At 40.1% G+C, this 16,180-nt stretch carries 17 protein-coding genes; 10 read left to right on the top strand and 7 right to left on the bottom strand.

Going from position 1 to position 16,180, the window contains the following annotated elements; genetic code table 11:
- Nucleotides 1-174: 174 nt before the first annotated feature.
- Nucleotides 175-3,483 (bottom strand): protein DpdE, encoded by a 3,309-nt coding sequence (gene dpdE / locus ACFE93_RS26040; RefSeq protein WP_375477596.1) that lies wholly within the window; start codon nt 3,481-3,483, stop codon nt 175-177.
- Nucleotides 3,484-3,795: 312 nt separating this feature from the next.
- On the opposite strand from dpdE, the gene ACFE93_RS26035 reads away from it, so the two are divergent.
- The 8 genes from ACFE93_RS26035 to ACFE93_RS26000 all read left to right on the top strand — a co-directional run bounded on the left by ACFE93_RS26035 (nt 3,796) and on the right by ACFE93_RS26000 (nt 9,390).
- A complete protein-coding gene (locus tag ACFE93_RS26035) occupies nt 3,796-4,014 on the top strand; it encodes a hypothetical protein (RefSeq protein ID WP_375477594.1) in 219 nt (72 codons plus the stop codon).
- A 79-nt stretch (nt 4,015-4,093) separates the two neighbouring features.
- Nucleotides 4,094-4,348 carry an RNA-binding S4 domain-containing protein gene (locus tag ACFE93_RS26030; RefSeq protein ID WP_292861812.1) on the top strand — a complete coding sequence of 85 codons (255 nt, stop codon included), beginning with the start codon at nt 4,094-4,096 and terminating at the stop codon, nt 4,346-4,348.
- A gap of 47 nt (nt 4,349-4,395) precedes the next feature.
- On the top strand, nt 4,396-4,812 hold the full coding sequence (gene arfB / locus ACFE93_RS26025; protein ID WP_375477592.1) for an alternative ribosome rescue aminoacyl-tRNA hydrolase ArfB: 417 nt from the start codon (nt 4,396-4,398) through the stop codon (nt 4,810-4,812).
- Between the two features lie 49 nt (nt 4,813-4,861).
- Complete coding sequence (locus ACFE93_RS26020; RefSeq protein WP_375477590.1) at nt 4,862-5,038, top strand: hypothetical protein; 177 nt, start codon at nt 4,862-4,864, stop codon at nt 5,036-5,038.
- Nucleotides 5,039-5,539: 501 nt separating this feature from the next.
- Nucleotides 5,540-6,424, top strand: coding sequence for a lipid kinase (locus ACFE93_RS26015; RefSeq protein ID WP_375477588.1), 885 nt, complete (start codon nt 5,540-5,542; stop codon nt 6,422-6,424).
- Nucleotides 6,425-6,541: 117 nt separating this feature from the next.
- Nucleotides 6,542-7,147 carry an exopolysaccharide biosynthesis protein gene (locus ACFE93_RS26010; RefSeq protein ID WP_375477586.1) on the top strand — a complete coding sequence of 202 codons (606 nt, stop codon included), beginning with the start codon at nt 6,542-6,544 and terminating at the stop codon, nt 7,145-7,147.
- Between the two features lie 635 nt (nt 7,148-7,782).
- Nucleotides 7,783-8,340 carry a hypothetical protein gene (locus ACFE93_RS26005; protein ID WP_375477584.1) on the top strand — a complete coding sequence of 186 codons (558 nt, stop codon included), beginning with the start codon at nt 7,783-7,785 and terminating at the stop codon, nt 8,338-8,340.
- Between the two features lie 273 nt (nt 8,341-8,613).
- On the top strand, nt 8,614-9,390 hold the full coding sequence (locus ACFE93_RS26000; protein WP_375477582.1) for an SDR family NAD(P)-dependent oxidoreductase: 777 nt from the start codon (nt 8,614-8,616) through the stop codon (nt 9,388-9,390).
- A gap of 108 nt (nt 9,391-9,498) precedes the next feature.
- Here the strand turns inward: ACFE93_RS26000 and ACFE93_RS25995 are convergent, their stop codons facing one another.
- The 6 genes from ACFE93_RS25995 to ACFE93_RS25970 all read right to left on the bottom strand — a co-directional run bounded on the left by ACFE93_RS25995 (nt 9,499) and on the right by ACFE93_RS25970 (nt 13,378).
- On the bottom strand, nt 9,499-10,278 hold the full coding sequence (locus tag ACFE93_RS25995; protein WP_104909074.1) for a photosystem II S4 domain protein: 780 nt from the start codon (nt 10,276-10,278) through the stop codon (nt 9,499-9,501).
- An 86-nt stretch (nt 10,279-10,364) separates the two neighbouring features.
- Nucleotides 10,365-10,589, bottom strand: a complete 225-nt coding sequence (locus ACFE93_RS25990; RefSeq protein ID WP_375477580.1) for a GNAT family N-acetyltransferase — start codon at nt 10,587-10,589, stop codon at nt 10,365-10,367.
- Nucleotides 10,590-10,633: 44 nt separating this feature from the next.
- Nucleotides 10,634-10,891, bottom strand: coding sequence for a hypothetical protein (locus tag ACFE93_RS25985; RefSeq protein ID WP_375477578.1), 258 nt, complete (start codon nt 10,889-10,891; stop codon nt 10,634-10,636).
- Nucleotides 10,892-11,401, bottom strand: coding sequence for a hypothetical protein (locus ACFE93_RS25980; RefSeq protein ID WP_375477576.1), 510 nt, complete (start codon nt 11,399-11,401; stop codon nt 10,892-10,894).
- A 262-nt stretch (nt 11,402-11,663) separates the two neighbouring features.
- Entirely contained in the window at nt 11,664-12,041 is a 378-nt protein-coding gene (locus ACFE93_RS25975; protein ID WP_334853741.1) for a hypothetical protein, read from the bottom strand.
- A 539-nt stretch (nt 12,042-12,580) separates the two neighbouring features.
- Nucleotides 12,581-13,378, bottom strand: a complete 798-nt coding sequence (locus ACFE93_RS25970) for a response regulator (RefSeq protein WP_375477574.1) — start codon at nt 13,376-13,378, stop codon at nt 12,581-12,583.
- 352 nt (nt 13,379-13,730) lie between these two features.
- On the opposite strand from ACFE93_RS25970, the gene ACFE93_RS25965 reads away from it, so the two are divergent.
- Nucleotides 13,731-15,719 (top strand): NACHT domain-containing protein, encoded by a 1,989-nt coding sequence (locus tag ACFE93_RS25965; protein ID WP_375477618.1) that lies wholly within the window; start codon nt 13,731-13,733, stop codon nt 15,717-15,719.
- A gap of 161 nt (nt 15,720-15,880) precedes the next feature.
- On the top strand, nt 15,881-16,057 hold the full coding sequence (locus tag ACFE93_RS25960; protein ID WP_375477572.1) for a hypothetical protein: 177 nt from the start codon (nt 15,881-15,883) through the stop codon (nt 16,055-16,057).
- Nucleotides 16,058-16,180 lie beyond the last annotated feature (123 nt).

Here is a 16,180-nt window from a genome sequence, read left to right as displayed (position 1 = left end):
ACATAATTTTAGCAGTCCTGCACTTTGTACCTCATCTACTTGAGAACTGCTGTATATGTTTTTATAGCAATTTCATCAGTAACACTAGAACAAAAATATCCCCAACTTCTTTAAAAAGTCGGGGATCTCAAGCTCTCAATTAGGATTACCAAAGCTATTCAATCGCACACAATATCACTCAAATTGCACAAGCGATCGCCCCGATACAACAATAAAACCCACAGAATCAAGCCTCAGAAGCGGCTGGCGAATTCCCTCTAGAATGGCTGCATTTAAAGCAGTTTCTATCTTCAATTCTTCAGCTAATGCATTATCCCAACTTTGCTGGTTCAGACGTAGGCGTAATTGTTCTATTCTATTGGCTAATTTCTTTTCGGCAACTTTAGCACAATTTTGGCACAAGTCAATAAAATCGGGACGATTGGAAAGTAATTCTGAAGAAGTGTTACGCACTTGATAGCAAAAATTTTGCCATTTACTAGGGTCAACAAAATCATCAATAATTCCTAAGCGCTCTTTTGCTAGGTTATAATCTCGTCCTTGATTATTGTTTTTATCTTTGTATGGACGTTGTAGAATACTTAAAAGAGCTTTATCCTCAACAGCACGTATTGGCTCTTTGCGACCGTCAACATAGATAGTTTCTATAATTGGCGGAAATAGAGCATCAACACGTCGCTGCAAGTTTTTGAACTGAGAATTATCTAGTTTGTTATCTAGTAAAACTTGTTTGGCATTTTTTAAATTTGCCTCGACTACATAATTACATTGAAAACCAAACCATTCCTTCCCTTCTTTCGCGTTCCAAGATGCATCAGTGCGCCACAGAGCAAAGGCTTCACCTCGGTCATCCCAGTTGATATAGTTCAAGAGTGCTTCGATAAATCCTTCGCCAACTCGAAAGAGTTTAACACCAGCATTTTGGTTTGCTACCCTGCGATTATAAGTACCAAATTGATCTAGGGAACTCTCAGCAAAACGGTTTTGTAACTCATTTATCGGAACCAAGGTACGCGTTGTCGGTTGATAACGTCGCATCTCTGATGAATCGGGGTTATTGAGTCCTCTGAATCCCAGTGCGTCACAAATCCAGCCTTCAATTGCTCGCCTAATTTCTAGATGACGAGCATCGTAATTATCTAAGTCTTGAAAATACTCGGTAGCAATTTCATTGTTTGCATCAATTTCATCTAGAGCATTTTGTTCGCTAATTTTGGCTATTTCCGCTTCAATTTGCTCTTGAATTGGTGAAACCATCTCTAATAATCTAGCCGCACCTGATTGAAACAAAACTGTTTCTAATTCTGCAAGTTTCTCATCGACATAAAACTGGAGACTGGCAATTGATTGTTGGAAAATACCAAACCCATCTTTTAAGACTTTATACCAAGCATTGTGAGGGCTATCTTCCAAGTAAGGCCCAATCAAGGCACTAGATTGGATACCAATTTTGCTGCCAATGCGGTCAAGTCTGCCAATTCTCTGCTCTAATTGATTAGGCGACCAAGGAAGGTCAAAATGAATTAACCAATCGGCAAACTGAAGGTTACGTCCTTCTTCTCCAGAGCGATCGCATACTAAAATAAAGCAGTTTGGGTTATTCTTGAACCTATTTAAGCCTTCCTCAACTTTATCTGGTGATTCTCCAAATTGATGGCTAGCTATTGTCTCTGCACCAAAGGTATCAGATAAATACCGGACAATTTCGCCACAAGTTTGCACAAAACTGGTAAATACAACAAATTTGGGTAGAATGTCGCCAGTAATTGGTCTTTTGATTCTCTGCTGTATTCTGGTGATGAATTCCTTTTGATTCTTCCGAACGTTTGCGGGAATTTTGAAGTATGTACCTAGCTGATTCAGCAGTACTGTTTTCAAATTTTCCGTCCGTTGTCCGTCCTCTTGAGGTTGACGAACAATTTTTAGTAAGGATTGGAGAATCTCTTCTTCCCCTGAGAATTTGGGGGTTGTAGTTAAGAGGCGAACATCATCTTCTTTAAACTCTTGGATGAGTTTAGCATGAGGTTTCGCAGTTAAACGCGCCGTAATTACCTGCTCTAAAATCCCTAACCAAGTCCCAGCAGCGAGAAATAACAGCAGAAAAATTTGCTGATATTGCTTTTCACTAGGAGCAACACTCCGCCATTGATTCAGGAGTTCGTGAATATCAAGCGATCGCTCGTCTAAATCATACTCTTCTTTTGGCGTAAAATTGCGGTCAAATATCACATCTTCCACCGCAGCGCGACGGTTGCGAAGCATTCGCCGATGTAGTCGATAGATATCGCTGACATGGACGCGAATCGCTTGGATGATTTGCTCTTGCTTGGTAGAATTTGCTGGTAAATTTGCTAAATCATCCGCCAGCTTCAGTAAATATTCATCCTCCGCAAACAGGTTTCGTAGTTGCTGCAAGTTGCTTTTGAGAACCTCTGATTCTGCACCTTCTTTAAAAGAAAGCAGAAGTTTACCAATTTGTTGACGGCTTTCAACTTTGGTGCGGAAACCTGCTAAATCGCCCAGTTTATAGGTTGTCGGGTCGAGCAAATGCAACATTGCCAGAAAATCTTGCTCGTGATTGAGAACCGGAGTGGCAGATAATAAAAGTAAGCGATCGCTTTTATGAGCCAGTTCTTTGCAAGTCTGAAAACGCTGGCGCACTGTTGCATCCTTAGAGGTTGCCATTGCCGCAATATGATGGGCTTCATCTAAAATTAAGCAACCTATCCTTGCTTTCAGATTGATTTTATGGATATCTTCAACCGCCAGCACCGCTACCCGTTTGCCAAAATGGGAGATGTAAAACTTGTTTTCTAACTCAGTTCGCCATTGTTTGAGCAAATATTGCGGAACTATCACTACCGCACCTTTTTTCGGTTCATCGAGAAGAAATTGACGGAGAATCGCACCCGCTTCAATGGTTTTTCCGAGTCCCACCTCGTCTGCTAACAAGTAGCGTTGAATTGGGTCTTCCAGTACCCGCCGCACTACTTCAACTTGGTGAGGATAAAGATTAATATTTGCCGAAATTAGTCCTGTCATCCCGCGACTCACAGCGCGTTGCTGAATCAAGGATTTCACAAAAGCCAATCTTTTATCGTGGAAATAGGGCGTTTCGTGACCCTTCATCGCCAGAGTTTGGATCGGGTCTGTATTTGGTAGATTACAACGAACGTAAATGTCTTCAACAGAAGCGATCGCAGTTTTCTTATCTGGTAAATCAATTTGATACATTTCTGTATCATCATCCCAGATGAAAACTCTGCCAACTATCCATTTATCCTGAGTTTGGGACTTAATATAGCATCGAGCCTGGGGTTCCAGCTTGACTTGAGAGAGAGAATTTAATGGTAAAGTTTTTTGGAGACGTTGCCCTATAGAGCAGAAATACTCAACATTTGCATTGCTATCAGATATTTCTGTAACTTTTCCGATACCCAAAGAGTTATTCTGGGACTGTACCAATAAACCAAGCTTAATCATAGATCCAGTCCCCTGAGCACACTAAAAGAACCTTCCAGACTAGTTTTTAGCCCATATCTGGCAGTTTTGTCGATCAACATTATAGATAATAAACTGGTATTACAGTTTTTGTGAGAGCGATATCTACGACTGGCTGTTCAGCGTCGCTCCACCACAGCCAACTAATAAAATTAGCAATTTTCAGATAAATACACCATGTACTAGAGGTACAGCATTGCTGTGCTTCTACTACGATATACGGTTTAATTAAATGAAAACTGGCGTAAATTCACATTTATCACTAAAGTTTTGCGTAAAGCGTAACGTTGTTAAATGCATGACGCATTGGCATTGTCAGCCAACACAATAGCATTGTTCACCGACACAATGGCATTGTCACCCGACACAATGGCATTGTTCACCGACGCAATGGCATTGTTCACCGACACAATGGCATTGTCACCCGACGCATTGGCATTGTCACCCGACGCAATGGCATTGCAGGGATTGCCAAATTTAATTTGCTACGAATTAATGAAATGCTGTACTTAGCTGATTATGTGGTGTAACAGATTTACGCTTTAGCTTGAGAAGCCCACGATACAATTAAGATCGTGTACATTTATTTACGATGAAGAAAATTAGAGACAACACAATCAAGTTAAATCAATTTTTAAAATTGATGGGGATAGTACCAACTGGAGGTCAAGCCAAGCTGATGATTCAAGGTGGCGATGTCCAAGTAAACGGTATGTTGGAAACTCGACGAGGACGGCGACTAGTACCGGGCGATCAAGTAACAATCCAAGGACAGACTTTAGAAGTAAATTTGAACAACAATGAAGACGCAGATGTAATGATAGATTTAGCCGAGCAAACCGAGTAAAGAAAGTTTATCCCAAATTTAAAAGTTTTTCTTTTGCCTTGTGAGCAATGCTACAAATTTCCAACAAAGTTATTATCCTACAGACTGAGATTGAAATTACTGCGATTCGCTCCCAAGGAGCGGGAGGCCAAAATGTGAATAAGGTTTCTACCGCGATCCACTTGCGCTTCGATATTGCGGCTTCATCATTACCCGATTATTATAAACAACAGCTTTTAAAGCTCAACGATCGACGCATTAACCAAGAAGGAGTAGTTGTAATTAAAGCCCAGGAACACCGAAGCCAAGAGAACAATCGTGAGTCAGCCTTGAAACGACTTCAAGAACTCATTCAAAGCGCAGTTGTTGTGACAATAAAACGCAAACCCACTAAACCAACTCGCAGTTCTCAAAGAAAACGCCTTGACCACAAAAGTAAGCGCGCGCAGGTTAAATCTAACAGAGGGCAGGTGACAGATTGTTGATTTATCTGTTATTTGTAGAAAATCCACGTATCATTCAATATGAAAAAAGATGAATAAAACATTACTAAATATATTGGTGTTTGCGCTTTTAATCTTGTTTATCATCTCTCCTTTTGCCGCTCTTGCTAGTTTAATGCTTGTAGTGTTATTTGCGGCGTTTTTCTTTTTACTAGGGGACACGTTTCAAGCAATTATTGGTGGCGACACCGACCCGAAAAAGTCATAAAAGCAAAATTAAAAATGCAGATAGGGATTTACCCTCGTTAAGCAACCAACTAGCGCTGTATTGAATTCAACACAGAAGCGCTACACACAAATTTTTTCAAGTAAATGACGTAGACAGGTAAAGGCACAACATTGTTGTGCCCTTACAATAATCTGTACCTCACCAAGTTGCAATCTGCTGTATATGTATTTATTTTAATGAAAAATCTCCCTTGTTTTTGGCATCATAATATTTGAATAACTCGCTATTTTATAAATAAAAATACCTAAACTTTATTTATCTAGGGAGTAATAATTATATTTGCTGAAGATAAACACACTGATGACTAGTAGAGCTAAACTAAAGAAAAAAATTAAAAATTAGTAGTTACAATATAATAAGTATTATTAAAATGAATTGTTGATAACTTTCATAACAACCTCAATACTTTTTTCTAGTTAACATAAAGCAAAATACATAGATGCGGATAATTGGACATATCAATTACAAAAGGTACTACCCATGAGTTCCCGCGCACTGCTGTTAGTAAATCGTCATGCTCGCCAAGGGCAAAAGGGTCTGTCAGAAGCAATTCAATATCTGAAAACACTTGGCTTTGATTTAATTGAGGAGTCTACAGAAGATCCCAAACATCTTGCTGAAGTCATACTTAGCTATAAGCATCAAGTTGACTTGGTAATTATTGGCGGAGGAGATGGTACTCTAAATGCTGCCGTAGATGCTTTAATTGAAACTCAGTTACCTTTGGGAATCTTGCCTCTGGGAACTGCTAACGATCTAGCGAGAACTTTGGGAATCCCAAATTCCCTCAACCAAGCTTGTAAAATTATTGCAGATGGACATTTACACCGCATCGACTTGGGTTGTGTGAATGACAAGCACTTTTTTAACGTTGCTAGTATGGGATTGAGTGTAAAAATTACCCAACGACTTACGAAAGAAGTCAAGCGCCGTTGGGGAGTATTTGCTTATGCAGCCACTGCATTGCAAGTGATTTTGGAAGCCAGACCTTTTACAGCAGAGATTGCGATCAACGGTGAATTAATTCGCGTCAAAACAGTGCAAATTGCAGTCGGTAACGGCCGCTATTACGGTGGTGGTATGGCAGTGGCTGACGATGCCACAATAGACGATCAAAGACTAGACCTTTATAGCTTGGAGATTGAACACTGGTGGCAGGCTATATTATTACTACCCGCAATGCGACGAGGGCGACATATACATTGGCAGAGTGTACGCTCCCATCAAGGTCAAGAAATAGAGGTACATACTCGCAAACCTCGCCCTATCAATACAGATGGTGAAATCACTACCTACACACCTGCTCATTTTCGGGTTATACCTAAAGCTATAGCTGTTTTAGTACCCCCAGAAAGCAGGAGTTAGGAGTCATTCAATTTTAGATTTTCTTTCAATCCAAAATCTAAAATTGGCAGAGTTTAGAAGTTATTCTCCCTTATCTCCCTTTACTACAAAGTGGGAACTCGCATCAACTCACGCCAAATGCATCTGAGATTTTCTCAAGATATAAAGTCCCTGTTGCAACGCCTAGCTGAACAACCTCTGACTCTAGGTGATATTTTGACAGAAACCTCAGAACGGGGCTTTAGTCTGGTAATTACATTATTAGTTTTGCCTTTTTTATTTCCTATGCCACCGGGATTAACTGGCCCATTTGGTGGTGCTTGTTTACTGTTGTCAGTGCAAATGGTTTTAGGAAGGCGATCGCCTTGGCTACCAAAAAGAATCGCTAACTACAAATTTCCTCGTTCCTTCGCCCAGTTACTTTTGCAAAATTTGGGACGGCTTACCAAAGTTTTCCAGAAAATCGCCCGTCCCCGATTAGCAAAAATAGCTCATAATCCTTTAGTTTGGCGAATTAATGGGTTTTGTATCTCTTTCTTAACAGTATTACTAATATTACCAATTCCGTTTACAAATCCTATCCCTACTATCGGTATTTTACTTTTGACTGTTGCCACGATCGAATCTGATGGTTTATTAATTTGCATCAGCTACGGCATTACTGTTCTGATTACCTTGCTGTTTGGATTTATTGGTTATGCAGTGTGGTTAGCTCCCAGTTTGCTGCCATCGATATTGAAATAATAAAAGCCTCCAGCTTTTGGCTGAGGGCTGAAATTCTTAGGGTGCATCTACCATTTATTAGTCCGCTTTATTTATTGCCATATCCGGGTAAATTATAATTTTAAGTAAATTTATTTTTTCCTGATTAAAAAATTATTACCAATAAAAAAGCCTTCAACTAAAAGCTGAGGGCTATGATTTAATTAAGGTGCATCTACCATTTATTAATCCGCTTTATTTATTGCCCTATCCGGGTAAATTATAATTTTAAGTAAATTTATTTTGTTTCTGAATAAAAAAATATCAGCAATAAAAAAAAGCCTTCAACTAAAAGCTGAAGGCTTTGATTTAATTAAGGTGCATCTACTATTTATATATCCGTTTTAGTTATTGCTGCATCAGGAAGAATTGAAAAAAAATGGCTAGCTGTGGAATTGATTTCGTTAGCTACAACGGTAGTACTAGCCTCAATGAGGATCGCCTACGGTATTTGACTAGGTAATCATTGACCAACTTCACATTAATTTTACAATTATCCCCATTTTCCTCTAAATACACAAAGTTTCTGTTAATATCTCTGATTCGATATCCGTAATAGTACGAATTTAGTTTATTAGTTGGGTATATGACTATGAAAGTTAGACACACCCAACTTGATGAAGCGATCGCAATTTCTATTAGCCCTTGCTAGTCTTAGTATTGTCGGGGGAAGCTTTTTTCTGAGAAAAACTTTTAACAGTACTAGTGAGCCTAAAATTATAACTGATACATCACGCTATAAAGAAATTCGTAATCAACTATGGTCTGATAATGACCAAATAAAACATTTTCCTAATGAGATTCCTCCTGATGCTAAAGACGTTCGTATTGCTTACTCTCCCAAAGTTTTGCAAGGAAGTAGTTTTTTTCAAATTAGGTTAAAAGAGCCACCAAACAAGATAGAAAAATTACTTTCACAATATAAAAATAGTGCCAAGCACAAATATAGAGGTGGTAACACAAACGACCACATAAATCAACCTAACGGTGTGCCGACAACTTTCTTTTACACTAGTGACTCTCCTACAGAATCTTTTCCAGCTACTTATGAAATCTTAGTATTAAATACAGATGACAAAGGTAGACCTGGCTTTAAGTGGAATCATGGAGATAGCTACGGCGTTGCTATTAATAGTTCCAACTCAGAAATTATCTATTGGTCTGAAAAATGGTAATTAGCAATTCAAAATGAATTTGAATCACTATGAGAAAAATACAGATGAAGAAGATTTAAGAATCTCCCATATTGGTATATTTGGAGAATTAATATAGTTTCCAAAAGTCAAGTTTTAGGTAAGGAGAAGTTATGAGTAGAGCAAGCCTTTACTCAGATTTCACAGTACTAAGTGCTGCTTTTACCCTTTTGGATATATCACTTTGGGTAGTTAAAACTTATAGTCAGCATAGCTAAGATTTATAAGTGCTCAAAAACTATCTGAATATGTAGAATGCCAACTGCTTTAATTACTGGTGCCTCTAGTGGTATTGGTAAAGCCTTTGCTCAAGAACTAGCTGCACGCAAGACAAATCTTGTACTCGTTGCTCGTTCTGAAGACAAACTAAGCCAATTAGCTAAACAACTACAAGAACAACACAACATTCAAGTAGACGTTATAGTAAAAGACCTCACAGAACCTAATGCAGCGAAGAGTGTATTTGAAACCACGAAAGCAAAAGGATTAACTATTGACTTATTAATCAACAATGCTGGTTTTGGTTCTTATGGTGATTTTGCTGAGGGGGATGGAGAAAAACAAGTTAAAATCGTACAATTAAACATTTTGGCATTGGTAGATTTAACCCACAAATTTCTACCATTGATGCGGCAACGTCGTTCTGGAAGTATTATTAACGTATCCTCTATTACCGCATTTCAACCGATACCATACCTTTCTGTTTATGCTGCTAGCAAAGCTTTTATTCTCAGCTTCAGTGAAGCATTATGGGCAGAAAATTATCAGTATGGTGTCCGTATTTTAGTCACTTGTCCAGGGCCAATAGAAACAAACTTTTTTGCAGAAGCTAATTTTCCTCCAGCACTGGCAAGTAGTACAGATAAAGTGTATTCTTCCCAAAAAGTGGTTCTGGAATCTTTAGAGGCTTTAGAAAAAGGCTATCCAACTGTTATTAGCTCTGATAGTAGCACTCAAATTAGAAGCAAATTATCTCGACTTGTACCGCGTAAGCTTCTACTGAATATGTTAGCAAAACACTTTAAAGCTTAAGTATTAAGTATATATTTAGGACTACAGACGCGATTAATCGCGTCTGTACAAGTTAGGAGTTTGGAGTTAAATAAACTGGTGTATTTAAAACTCCTCACTCTTCACTTATTACATATACCTTGTTAATTGAACTCGGTAACGCTCTTTTTTTGTAACGGCGATTTCCCCAACTTCTAAACGCCCTTTTGAGCGAATGGCGATTAAGTCGCCTGATTTGACTTGAGAACTAGCTTGGGTAACTTCCTTCCAATTGACGCGGACATCACCAGCATCAATGAAATCAACCATTTTGCTGCGGGACATGCCAAAACCAGCAGATGCGATCGCATCTAATCTTAAAGAAGCCTCCACAGTAGTTAATTCTTTTTTCTTGGGTTCCCGAACCTTTAATTCAGTTAGCTCAATCTGCTGAGTTTTCACAGGAACCGATCGCACCTGTTTCAGACTCATTGACAAAAATTCCACTAACTCTGGTGCAACAATCGCCTGCGCCCCTCGTTCTCCTAAGACAATCACATCTCCCGTTTTTTCACGAACAATTCCCGTCCCCAACATTGCGCCTAAAAAGTCGCGGTGAGAGGCGGTATCAAACAGGAAATTACCAGCAATTTCCACGGCTACAAGGCTGACTTGAGATTGATCTAACGGAAGTTCCGAACGAGCGATCGCTATTCTTTGGCGTTCAGCTTGCGGATATCCACCCCACGCCACCAATTGCACTTCTGTTAATCGGTTAAATACCCGTTGAATTTCCGCCAATTCTGGGGGAGATAGAAAATCTGTTAAAACCACTTCCCAAGTTTTGATTGCTTGCTCTGCTTGGTCGATTGCACGAGCTACACTATCTCGATTTTCAACACCTTTTAAAAGTTCTTCTCGTGGCAACATTCTTAAAAATTATGAATTAGTCATTTCTCATTTATCTTTTACCAATGCCCCATGCCCCATCTCCATTCCCCATTCCCTCTTTAAAACTATCTTGATTCTAACTTTAATTCCCATTTCAGCAGATTTTCATCCCTAGCAATTTGTTGCATTCCCAGTTTTTCTAAAATGCGAATCGAGCCAACACGATCGTCTAGAGAATAAGCGATAATTCTCTTAAGTTCTTGCTGAGTAAAGGCAAAATCGACCAGTGCTTCTACTGCTTCAAAAGCAAATCCCTGCCGGCGATAAGCTGATAGGACTTCATAACCCATTTACTACAGTTCCTGTCCGATCGGGTTTGCCACCAAATCCTAAATCACCAATCAAGGTAGAATCTAGCAATGTGAATCATTAGCCACATACCCCAACCCAACTGGGAAGGATCATCTACTAGCATCTGAGCATACATTGGAAAAAAATCTAGCACTTCAGATGCATACCAATCATCAGGAACCTTTACCCCTAAAAGTCTTTCTACTTGGGATTTGTTTTTGATCGCAGCGGCTTGCGCCACCTCCAAAGAACAGGGAAGCAACTCAAGTCGCTGTGTCGTGATGTGTAAACTATGATTCATTCAATACACGGTATTTGTGTCGGCATAACCTTGGATATTTTCTGGATCAAACTGACGTAATATTTTGGTTGCTTGGCGAGTAAGAGTTTCAGAACCTTGAACGACAACCAAGTATTTACCCGCATCTAAGCGGTTGCGATAAGGTAAAGCATCACCACCACCTATAAGTAAACCGACTCCGCCACCGACAAACACACCACCCATTGCACCACTAGCAGCACCCAGCAGTCCGCCAACAATGTGATTGCCAACTTCACCCGCCCAAGCAAAAGTATCTAAACCAGTAATGAGGCTGAATGTAAAACCTGCAAAAAAGCCAAATGGTATCAGCCAGGTTGCCATCTGTTTTGCTTGCTTTTTAGCTTGCTCTGCGGGGTCAATTAAGCCAAACTCGTCAGCCGTTTTATACCCCCTCCCCAAAATAGTGCTCTTAATGCCTTCTTTTTCTAAAGCTAAGTAAGCAGCTTCGGCTTGAATGCGGTCTGGTAATACGGCAACAAGGTAATTCATTGATTTTACAATTTGTCTAATAGAAGTTTTGCCTTAACTAACAGCGTATCAGTCCTGGTCGAATCATCTTGCATTGGGTAGGAGTTAGGAGTAGAGACGCGATTAATCGCGCCTGTGAGTTAGGAGTTAGCAGTCTTACTCCCCAACGCTAGCTCTTAAGGGGCTGTTCTTGTTAGGTCTGTATTAAACTCAACTGCAAACTGCGTAGGCGTAGCCCGCCGCAGGCATCGCACAATTTAGCACAAGTTAAATGTACATCCGATCACTTTAGCGAATCTAGTGGCTCACAAAAATTGTTTACGCCTTGCTTGAGGACATAAATTAAAACTGGTGTTGCCAAAATTTTCGGAAACGTCGGCATTGCTTTTAGATGTTCCATCATCTTTTGAGGTGAAGTATTAAGCAAATCTTCGCGATATTCTTGTTCGCAAATCACCACACGCCATTTTCTCGCCAAGGCATCTAACCACTCGGAATTTGCTCTTTCTGGTTCTTGTCCGGCTCGGATAGCTAGCGTCATCGCCGCATCTTCTAAATCTCCATCACAGTCTTCAATCAAATCCAGCGCTTCCATATCGCTCTTATCATCTGCCAATTGAGAGCGAAACTGTGCAATTTCTTGAGATGTTACTTTAGTCATGAGTCTTTGAAAAGGCAAGCGATCGGACACTCAGTTATGTTAGTCCAAATTTGACTATAGCGCTTCTCTGTTAAGTCCAATACAGACCTCACAAAAACAACTCCTTTCCTACGACTTCTGCCTAACCCTCTTTTAATACCATTTCTTTGGGAGGCGGCGCCAAATTTTCTTTCTTCCTTTGTGTCCTTCTCTAACGGAACGCTACGCGAATGCGCCCTATCTTGCGGTCAGCCGCTTTGCGTCTATGCGGTTCGTTCTTGATATATTTAGCGCATCTTTATACAGAATTGGTATAAGAGGAGCGGAAAAACTTTTGTTACTGGAAGAAGGGAAGTAAAATTCTCAGCCTAGAATAGTAGCCTATTCTCGATAGACTCTTATCCTTTAGCGATCGCTAAAGAATTTCTAAAAAATCACAATTTACATACTAGACCTCTTGCACAAATATTTGAAAATAAGAATTTTAAGTTTTACGCAGAGGGGCAGAGAGTAGCGATAAATTTATCTGTTTAGCAGTTAACCTGATTTATACAAGAGGTCTACTGTTGACGCCAAGCATGGGGAGGTAAACCGTGATATTGGCGAAACTGACGGGAGAAATGAGATACATCTTGATAACCTAACGCTTTAGCAATTAACTCCACTGTTTGTTCATTGTTTTGGAGTAAGAAGCACGCTTGTACCATTCGACGTTTAATAATCCAACTGTTAACAGTATTTCCTGTTTGTTTTGCAACTCTGTTAGTTAAGTAAGCAGGTGAGTAACCAACTGCCTGAGCTACATCACACAAAGAAATCCCTTGGTGATAATGGGCTTCAATAAAGTCAAAAACTGTTTTTAATTCGGGAGTGCAGGGAAAGATTGACTCAGGAGTCACCATGAGTGAATTTTTGGTTGCAGATGCTGAGTTAAAAGCTTTCTGGAATTTAGTAGTCCACCAGGATTGAAGAAGAGCTTGCTTGCGTAAACGGACAGTAATTGCTGTGAGTAACTCGTTTAGTGTTGATGGTTTAGCAATATAGTCATCCGCTCCTAACTCCATAGCTTTGCGAAAATTGGCTCTAGCAGTGCTACCAGTCAGGAAAATCAAGGGAATATGTGCTGTTTGAGGATTTTGGCGTAAGGTAGTTAGAACAGTGTAACCATCGATATCAGGCATTGTAATATCACAAATCACTAAGTCAGGTAAATGCTCTTGTATTTGCTGGATACCTACAAGACCGTTTTCAACACCTATAACATTAAAACCTTTAGCCTGAAGACCTTTTAAGTAAAGACTGAGGGTAACTCGATCATTTTCAATTAGAAGAATTGTTTGAACGGCTGTGCAGATCATTTATATACTTGACTAATCAATAAAAAATTTGATTGCTCTTCAACAATCAAGCAGCTTTGGTGAGAGCAGGAGGAATACTGCCCTCTGTCTGTTACCTTGATGATTGTTAATCTCTACTTCATAGAGGATGACAGACGGGTGTTTAAGATTAAATTTGCTAAAAGTTTGAAATGTATAAAATAAGTTCATAGTATTTGATTTTGTTACAAAAATTAATATATTTGAGATCGTATTTTTAATCAGTGATGTATAAGTTTAACTGAGAAGAAAATTTTGCTTGCAGAAAAAGCTCTAAGATAAAAGAGGTTGATAAAAGTTTGAGTGATTGATTTTAGAATTAAGCTTTAGTCCGATGGTCAAGCGATCGCTCCAGGCATCACAGGTTGGAATACAACAGGCTAAAAGAGCGTTTGCTCAAAAGGGATGGACGCAAGAAAATCTGGCTTTTGAAGTCAACTTAAAGACTCGGCAACCAATTTGGCGTTTTTTCACTGGGCGTCCGGTTGAGCGTTATATCTTTATAGAAATTTGTACTGTGTTGTCGTTGACTTGGCAGGAGATTACGGCTAATCCTCCAGAAGAGTTCAGCGAATCAAAAGAACTTACTTGTGGTCAATTTTTAGATATTGATGCCCTAGTACAACAGGTGAGAGCGCACCGCTTTGACAAGATTCAAGACCAGTGCGGCAGTTTGCAGTTATTAGATGTTAGTCGCCCCGTTAGAATCGACGATATTTATATTGATGTTAATATTTTGGAGGAGATTGCGAGCCTTCAGTGGTTAGAGTTTGCTGATCTGCAAAGCTTCACACCAAAAGAATTTGAGCGCTTTGACTATTGTGAGGTATCCCAGACACAAATCGCGGGCATGAGAGCAGTTGAAACTTACTCAAAGCTGCGGGTATTAGGAAAACCGGGAGCAGGTAAAACCACCTTTTTGCAATATCTGGCGATTCAATGCAACCGAGGTAAATTTGCAGCAAATCGGGTTGCCATTTTTGTCACCTTAAGGGATTTTGCAGATGAATCTAGAAAAGCAGGGGAGTTGGATTTACTCAACTATATTCGCGAGGAATTCTTCACCTACGGCATGAAAGATACATCTGTGCTTGAAACTTTATTATCGGAGGGCAGAGTGTTGCTGTTGCTGGATGGATTAGATGAAGTACTCGCTCAAGATAGTAAAGCTGTCGTCAACAACATTCGCAGACTCTCTGAAAAGTATCAAAAGAATTTGTTTGTCGTGAGCTGCCGCACGGCGGCTAAAGCTTCTAGCCTCAGACGCTTCACAGATGTTGAAATTGCTCCATTTACTGAAAAGCAAATTGTAGCTTTTGCTCAGAAATGGTTTACAGTAATCGCAAAAACGAATGTCCAGGATAAGCAACAACAGGCAGTTGAGTTTATTGAAAAACTAAATTTATCTGAAAACTTGCAATTTCGCAGACTTGCCGTCAATCCGTTGTTTTTGCACCTTGCCTGCTGGGTTTTTGCTCACCAGAATAAATTTCCAACCCAAAAAGCGACGTTTTATAAGCAATGTTTAGACCTCTTGCTTGGCAAATGGGACGAGACTAAAGGAATTGAGCGCGATGAAGTGTACGAAGGTTTTTTATTACCACAAAAGCTGAAGTTGCTAAGTCAGGTTGCAGCAGCGACATTTGAGCATGGTAATTACTTTTTTGAACAACGGATTGTTGAGCAATACATTGGCGACTTTATCCGTGATTTGCCAAATGCTTCGACGGAATTAGAGGAATTGCAATTAGATAGTGAAGGGGTACTTAAGGCAATAGAGTTGCAACATGGATTACTGGCAGAACGAGTGCGAGGGATTTTCTCCTTCTCTTCTTTGACGTTTCAAGAATACTTAACAGCTCGAACAATCGTCGCCACTCATAATTTACACGCATCAGAGCAACCATTGGAACATCTGGCGAGTCATATTACTGAACCTAGATGGCGTGAAATCTTTTTGTTAACGGTTGCCATGTTGGAGAGTGCAGATTTCCTAGTGCAGTTGATGAAGCAACAAATTGATGCGCTAGTGGCTGAAGATCCATATTTGCAAAAATTTTTAACTTGGGCAAGTCAAAAGTCCCTTGTTGCTCCCCCCCAACCTGCTGCAACTCGTGCGTTTTACCTTGCGCTGGCTCAAACTCCTCACCTAACCTATTGGTACTTTAGTCCTGAGCAACAGCAAGTATTGCAACAATATTACGATGCCAATCAGTTGCTAATTGATTGCCTTAATAGCAACTGTGAAGTAACAGGTGTCGTGCGGCAGAAGATTGAAACCAGTTTGTTGTTGCCAATAAAAGAACTCTCAGAGCGAGAATAGCAAGGATTGTGAGGATCTACTTAGGTCAGAATGAGCAGATTTCTCATCACTAATTCCAAGTTCAAAATTTAGAGGATGTTTGAAAAGTCATAATTGATGTATCAAATATTTTTTTACCCCACCCTAACCCTCACGCCACTTGCTCCACTTGGGGAAACCCCTTGGCGCTAGCCTCTCCCTTTGGGAGAAGACCGCAGTGGCTACGCTGTACACACAAGTCGGAAAAACTTCATCCACCAAAGATTTGCGGTGAAGCAGCGCTGCGGGAGGGTTTCCCTCCGCAGGCGACTGCTGTTAGCGCAGCGTTAGCGACGCAGGAGCGTCACCCGTTCGCGTAGCGTCTCCGATAGGAGAAGGGTGCGTTACGCTGGCGTGACAAAGCTAAATTGTTGCAATCATGGCGATACCTGCGGCGGGCTACGCCAACGCATTTGTTATTTTGGCGAACTCATTTGTTATTT

Origin of the sequence: uncultured Nostoc sp., from assembly GCF_964247315.1 — a bacterium.
GTDB lineage: Bacteria > Cyanobacteriota > Cyanobacteriia > Cyanobacteriales > Nostocaceae > Nostoc.
Note: the sequence above shows the minus strand (reverse complement) of the source record. Positions and strands in the feature narration are given on the sequence as shown.

What these genes read in the sequence shown, in the direction of transcription:
- arfB (WP_375477592.1), top strand. Translation starts at nt 4,396, where the DNA reads ATGCTACAAATTTCCAACAAAGTTATTATCCTACAGACTGAGATTGAA.
- ACFE93_RS25975 (WP_334853741.1), bottom strand. Translation starts at nt 12,041, where the DNA reads ATGACTAAAGTAACATCTCAAGAAATTGCACAGTTTCGCTCTCAATTG.
- ACFE93_RS26000 (WP_375477582.1), top strand. Translation starts at nt 8,614, where the DNA reads ATGCCAACTGCTTTAATTACTGGTGCCTCTAGTGGTATTGGTAAAGCC.
- ACFE93_RS26020 (WP_375477590.1), top strand. Translation starts at nt 4,862, where the DNA reads ATGAATAAAACATTACTAAATATATTGGTGTTTGCGCTTTTAATCTTG.
- ACFE93_RS25995 (WP_104909074.1), bottom strand. Translation starts at nt 10,278, where the DNA reads ATGTTGCCACGAGAAGAACTTTTAAAAGGTGTTGAAAATCGAGATAGT.
- ACFE93_RS26010 (WP_375477586.1), top strand. Translation starts at nt 6,542, where the DNA reads ATGCATCTGAGATTTTCTCAAGATATAAAGTCCCTGTTGCAACGCCTA.
- ACFE93_RS25985 (WP_375477578.1), bottom strand. Translation starts at nt 10,891, where the DNA reads ATGAATCATAGTTTACACATCACGACACAGCGACTTGAGTTGCTTCCC.
- ACFE93_RS26035 (WP_375477594.1), top strand. Translation starts at nt 3,796, where the DNA reads ATGCATGACGCATTGGCATTGTCAGCCAACACAATAGCATTGTTCACC.
- ACFE93_RS26015 (WP_375477588.1), top strand. Translation starts at nt 5,540, where the DNA reads ATGAGTTCCCGCGCACTGCTGTTAGTAAATCGTCATGCTCGCCAAGGG.
- ACFE93_RS26005 (WP_375477584.1), top strand. Translation starts at nt 7,783, where the DNA reads ATGAAGCGATCGCAATTTCTATTAGCCCTTGCTAGTCTTAGTATTGTC.
- dpdE (WP_375477596.1), bottom strand. Translation starts at nt 3,483, where the DNA reads ATGATTAAGCTTGGTTTATTGGTACAGTCCCAGAATAACTCTTTGGGT.
- ACFE93_RS26030 (WP_292861812.1), top strand. Translation starts at nt 4,094, where the DNA reads ATGAAGAAAATTAGAGACAACACAATCAAGTTAAATCAATTTTTAAAA.
- ACFE93_RS25965 (WP_375477618.1), top strand. Translation starts at nt 13,731, where the DNA reads ATGGTCAAGCGATCGCTCCAGGCATCACAGGTTGGAATACAACAGGCT.
- ACFE93_RS25980 (WP_375477576.1), bottom strand. Translation starts at nt 11,401, where the DNA reads ATGAATTACCTTGTTGCCGTATTACCAGACCGCATTCAAGCCGAAGCT.
- ACFE93_RS25970 (WP_375477574.1), bottom strand. Translation starts at nt 13,378, where the DNA reads ATGATCTGCACAGCCGTTCAAACAATTCTTCTAATTGAAAATGATCGA.
- ACFE93_RS25990 (WP_375477580.1), bottom strand. Translation starts at nt 10,589, where the DNA reads ATGGGTTATGAAGTCCTATCAGCTTATCGCCGGCAGGGATTTGCTTTT.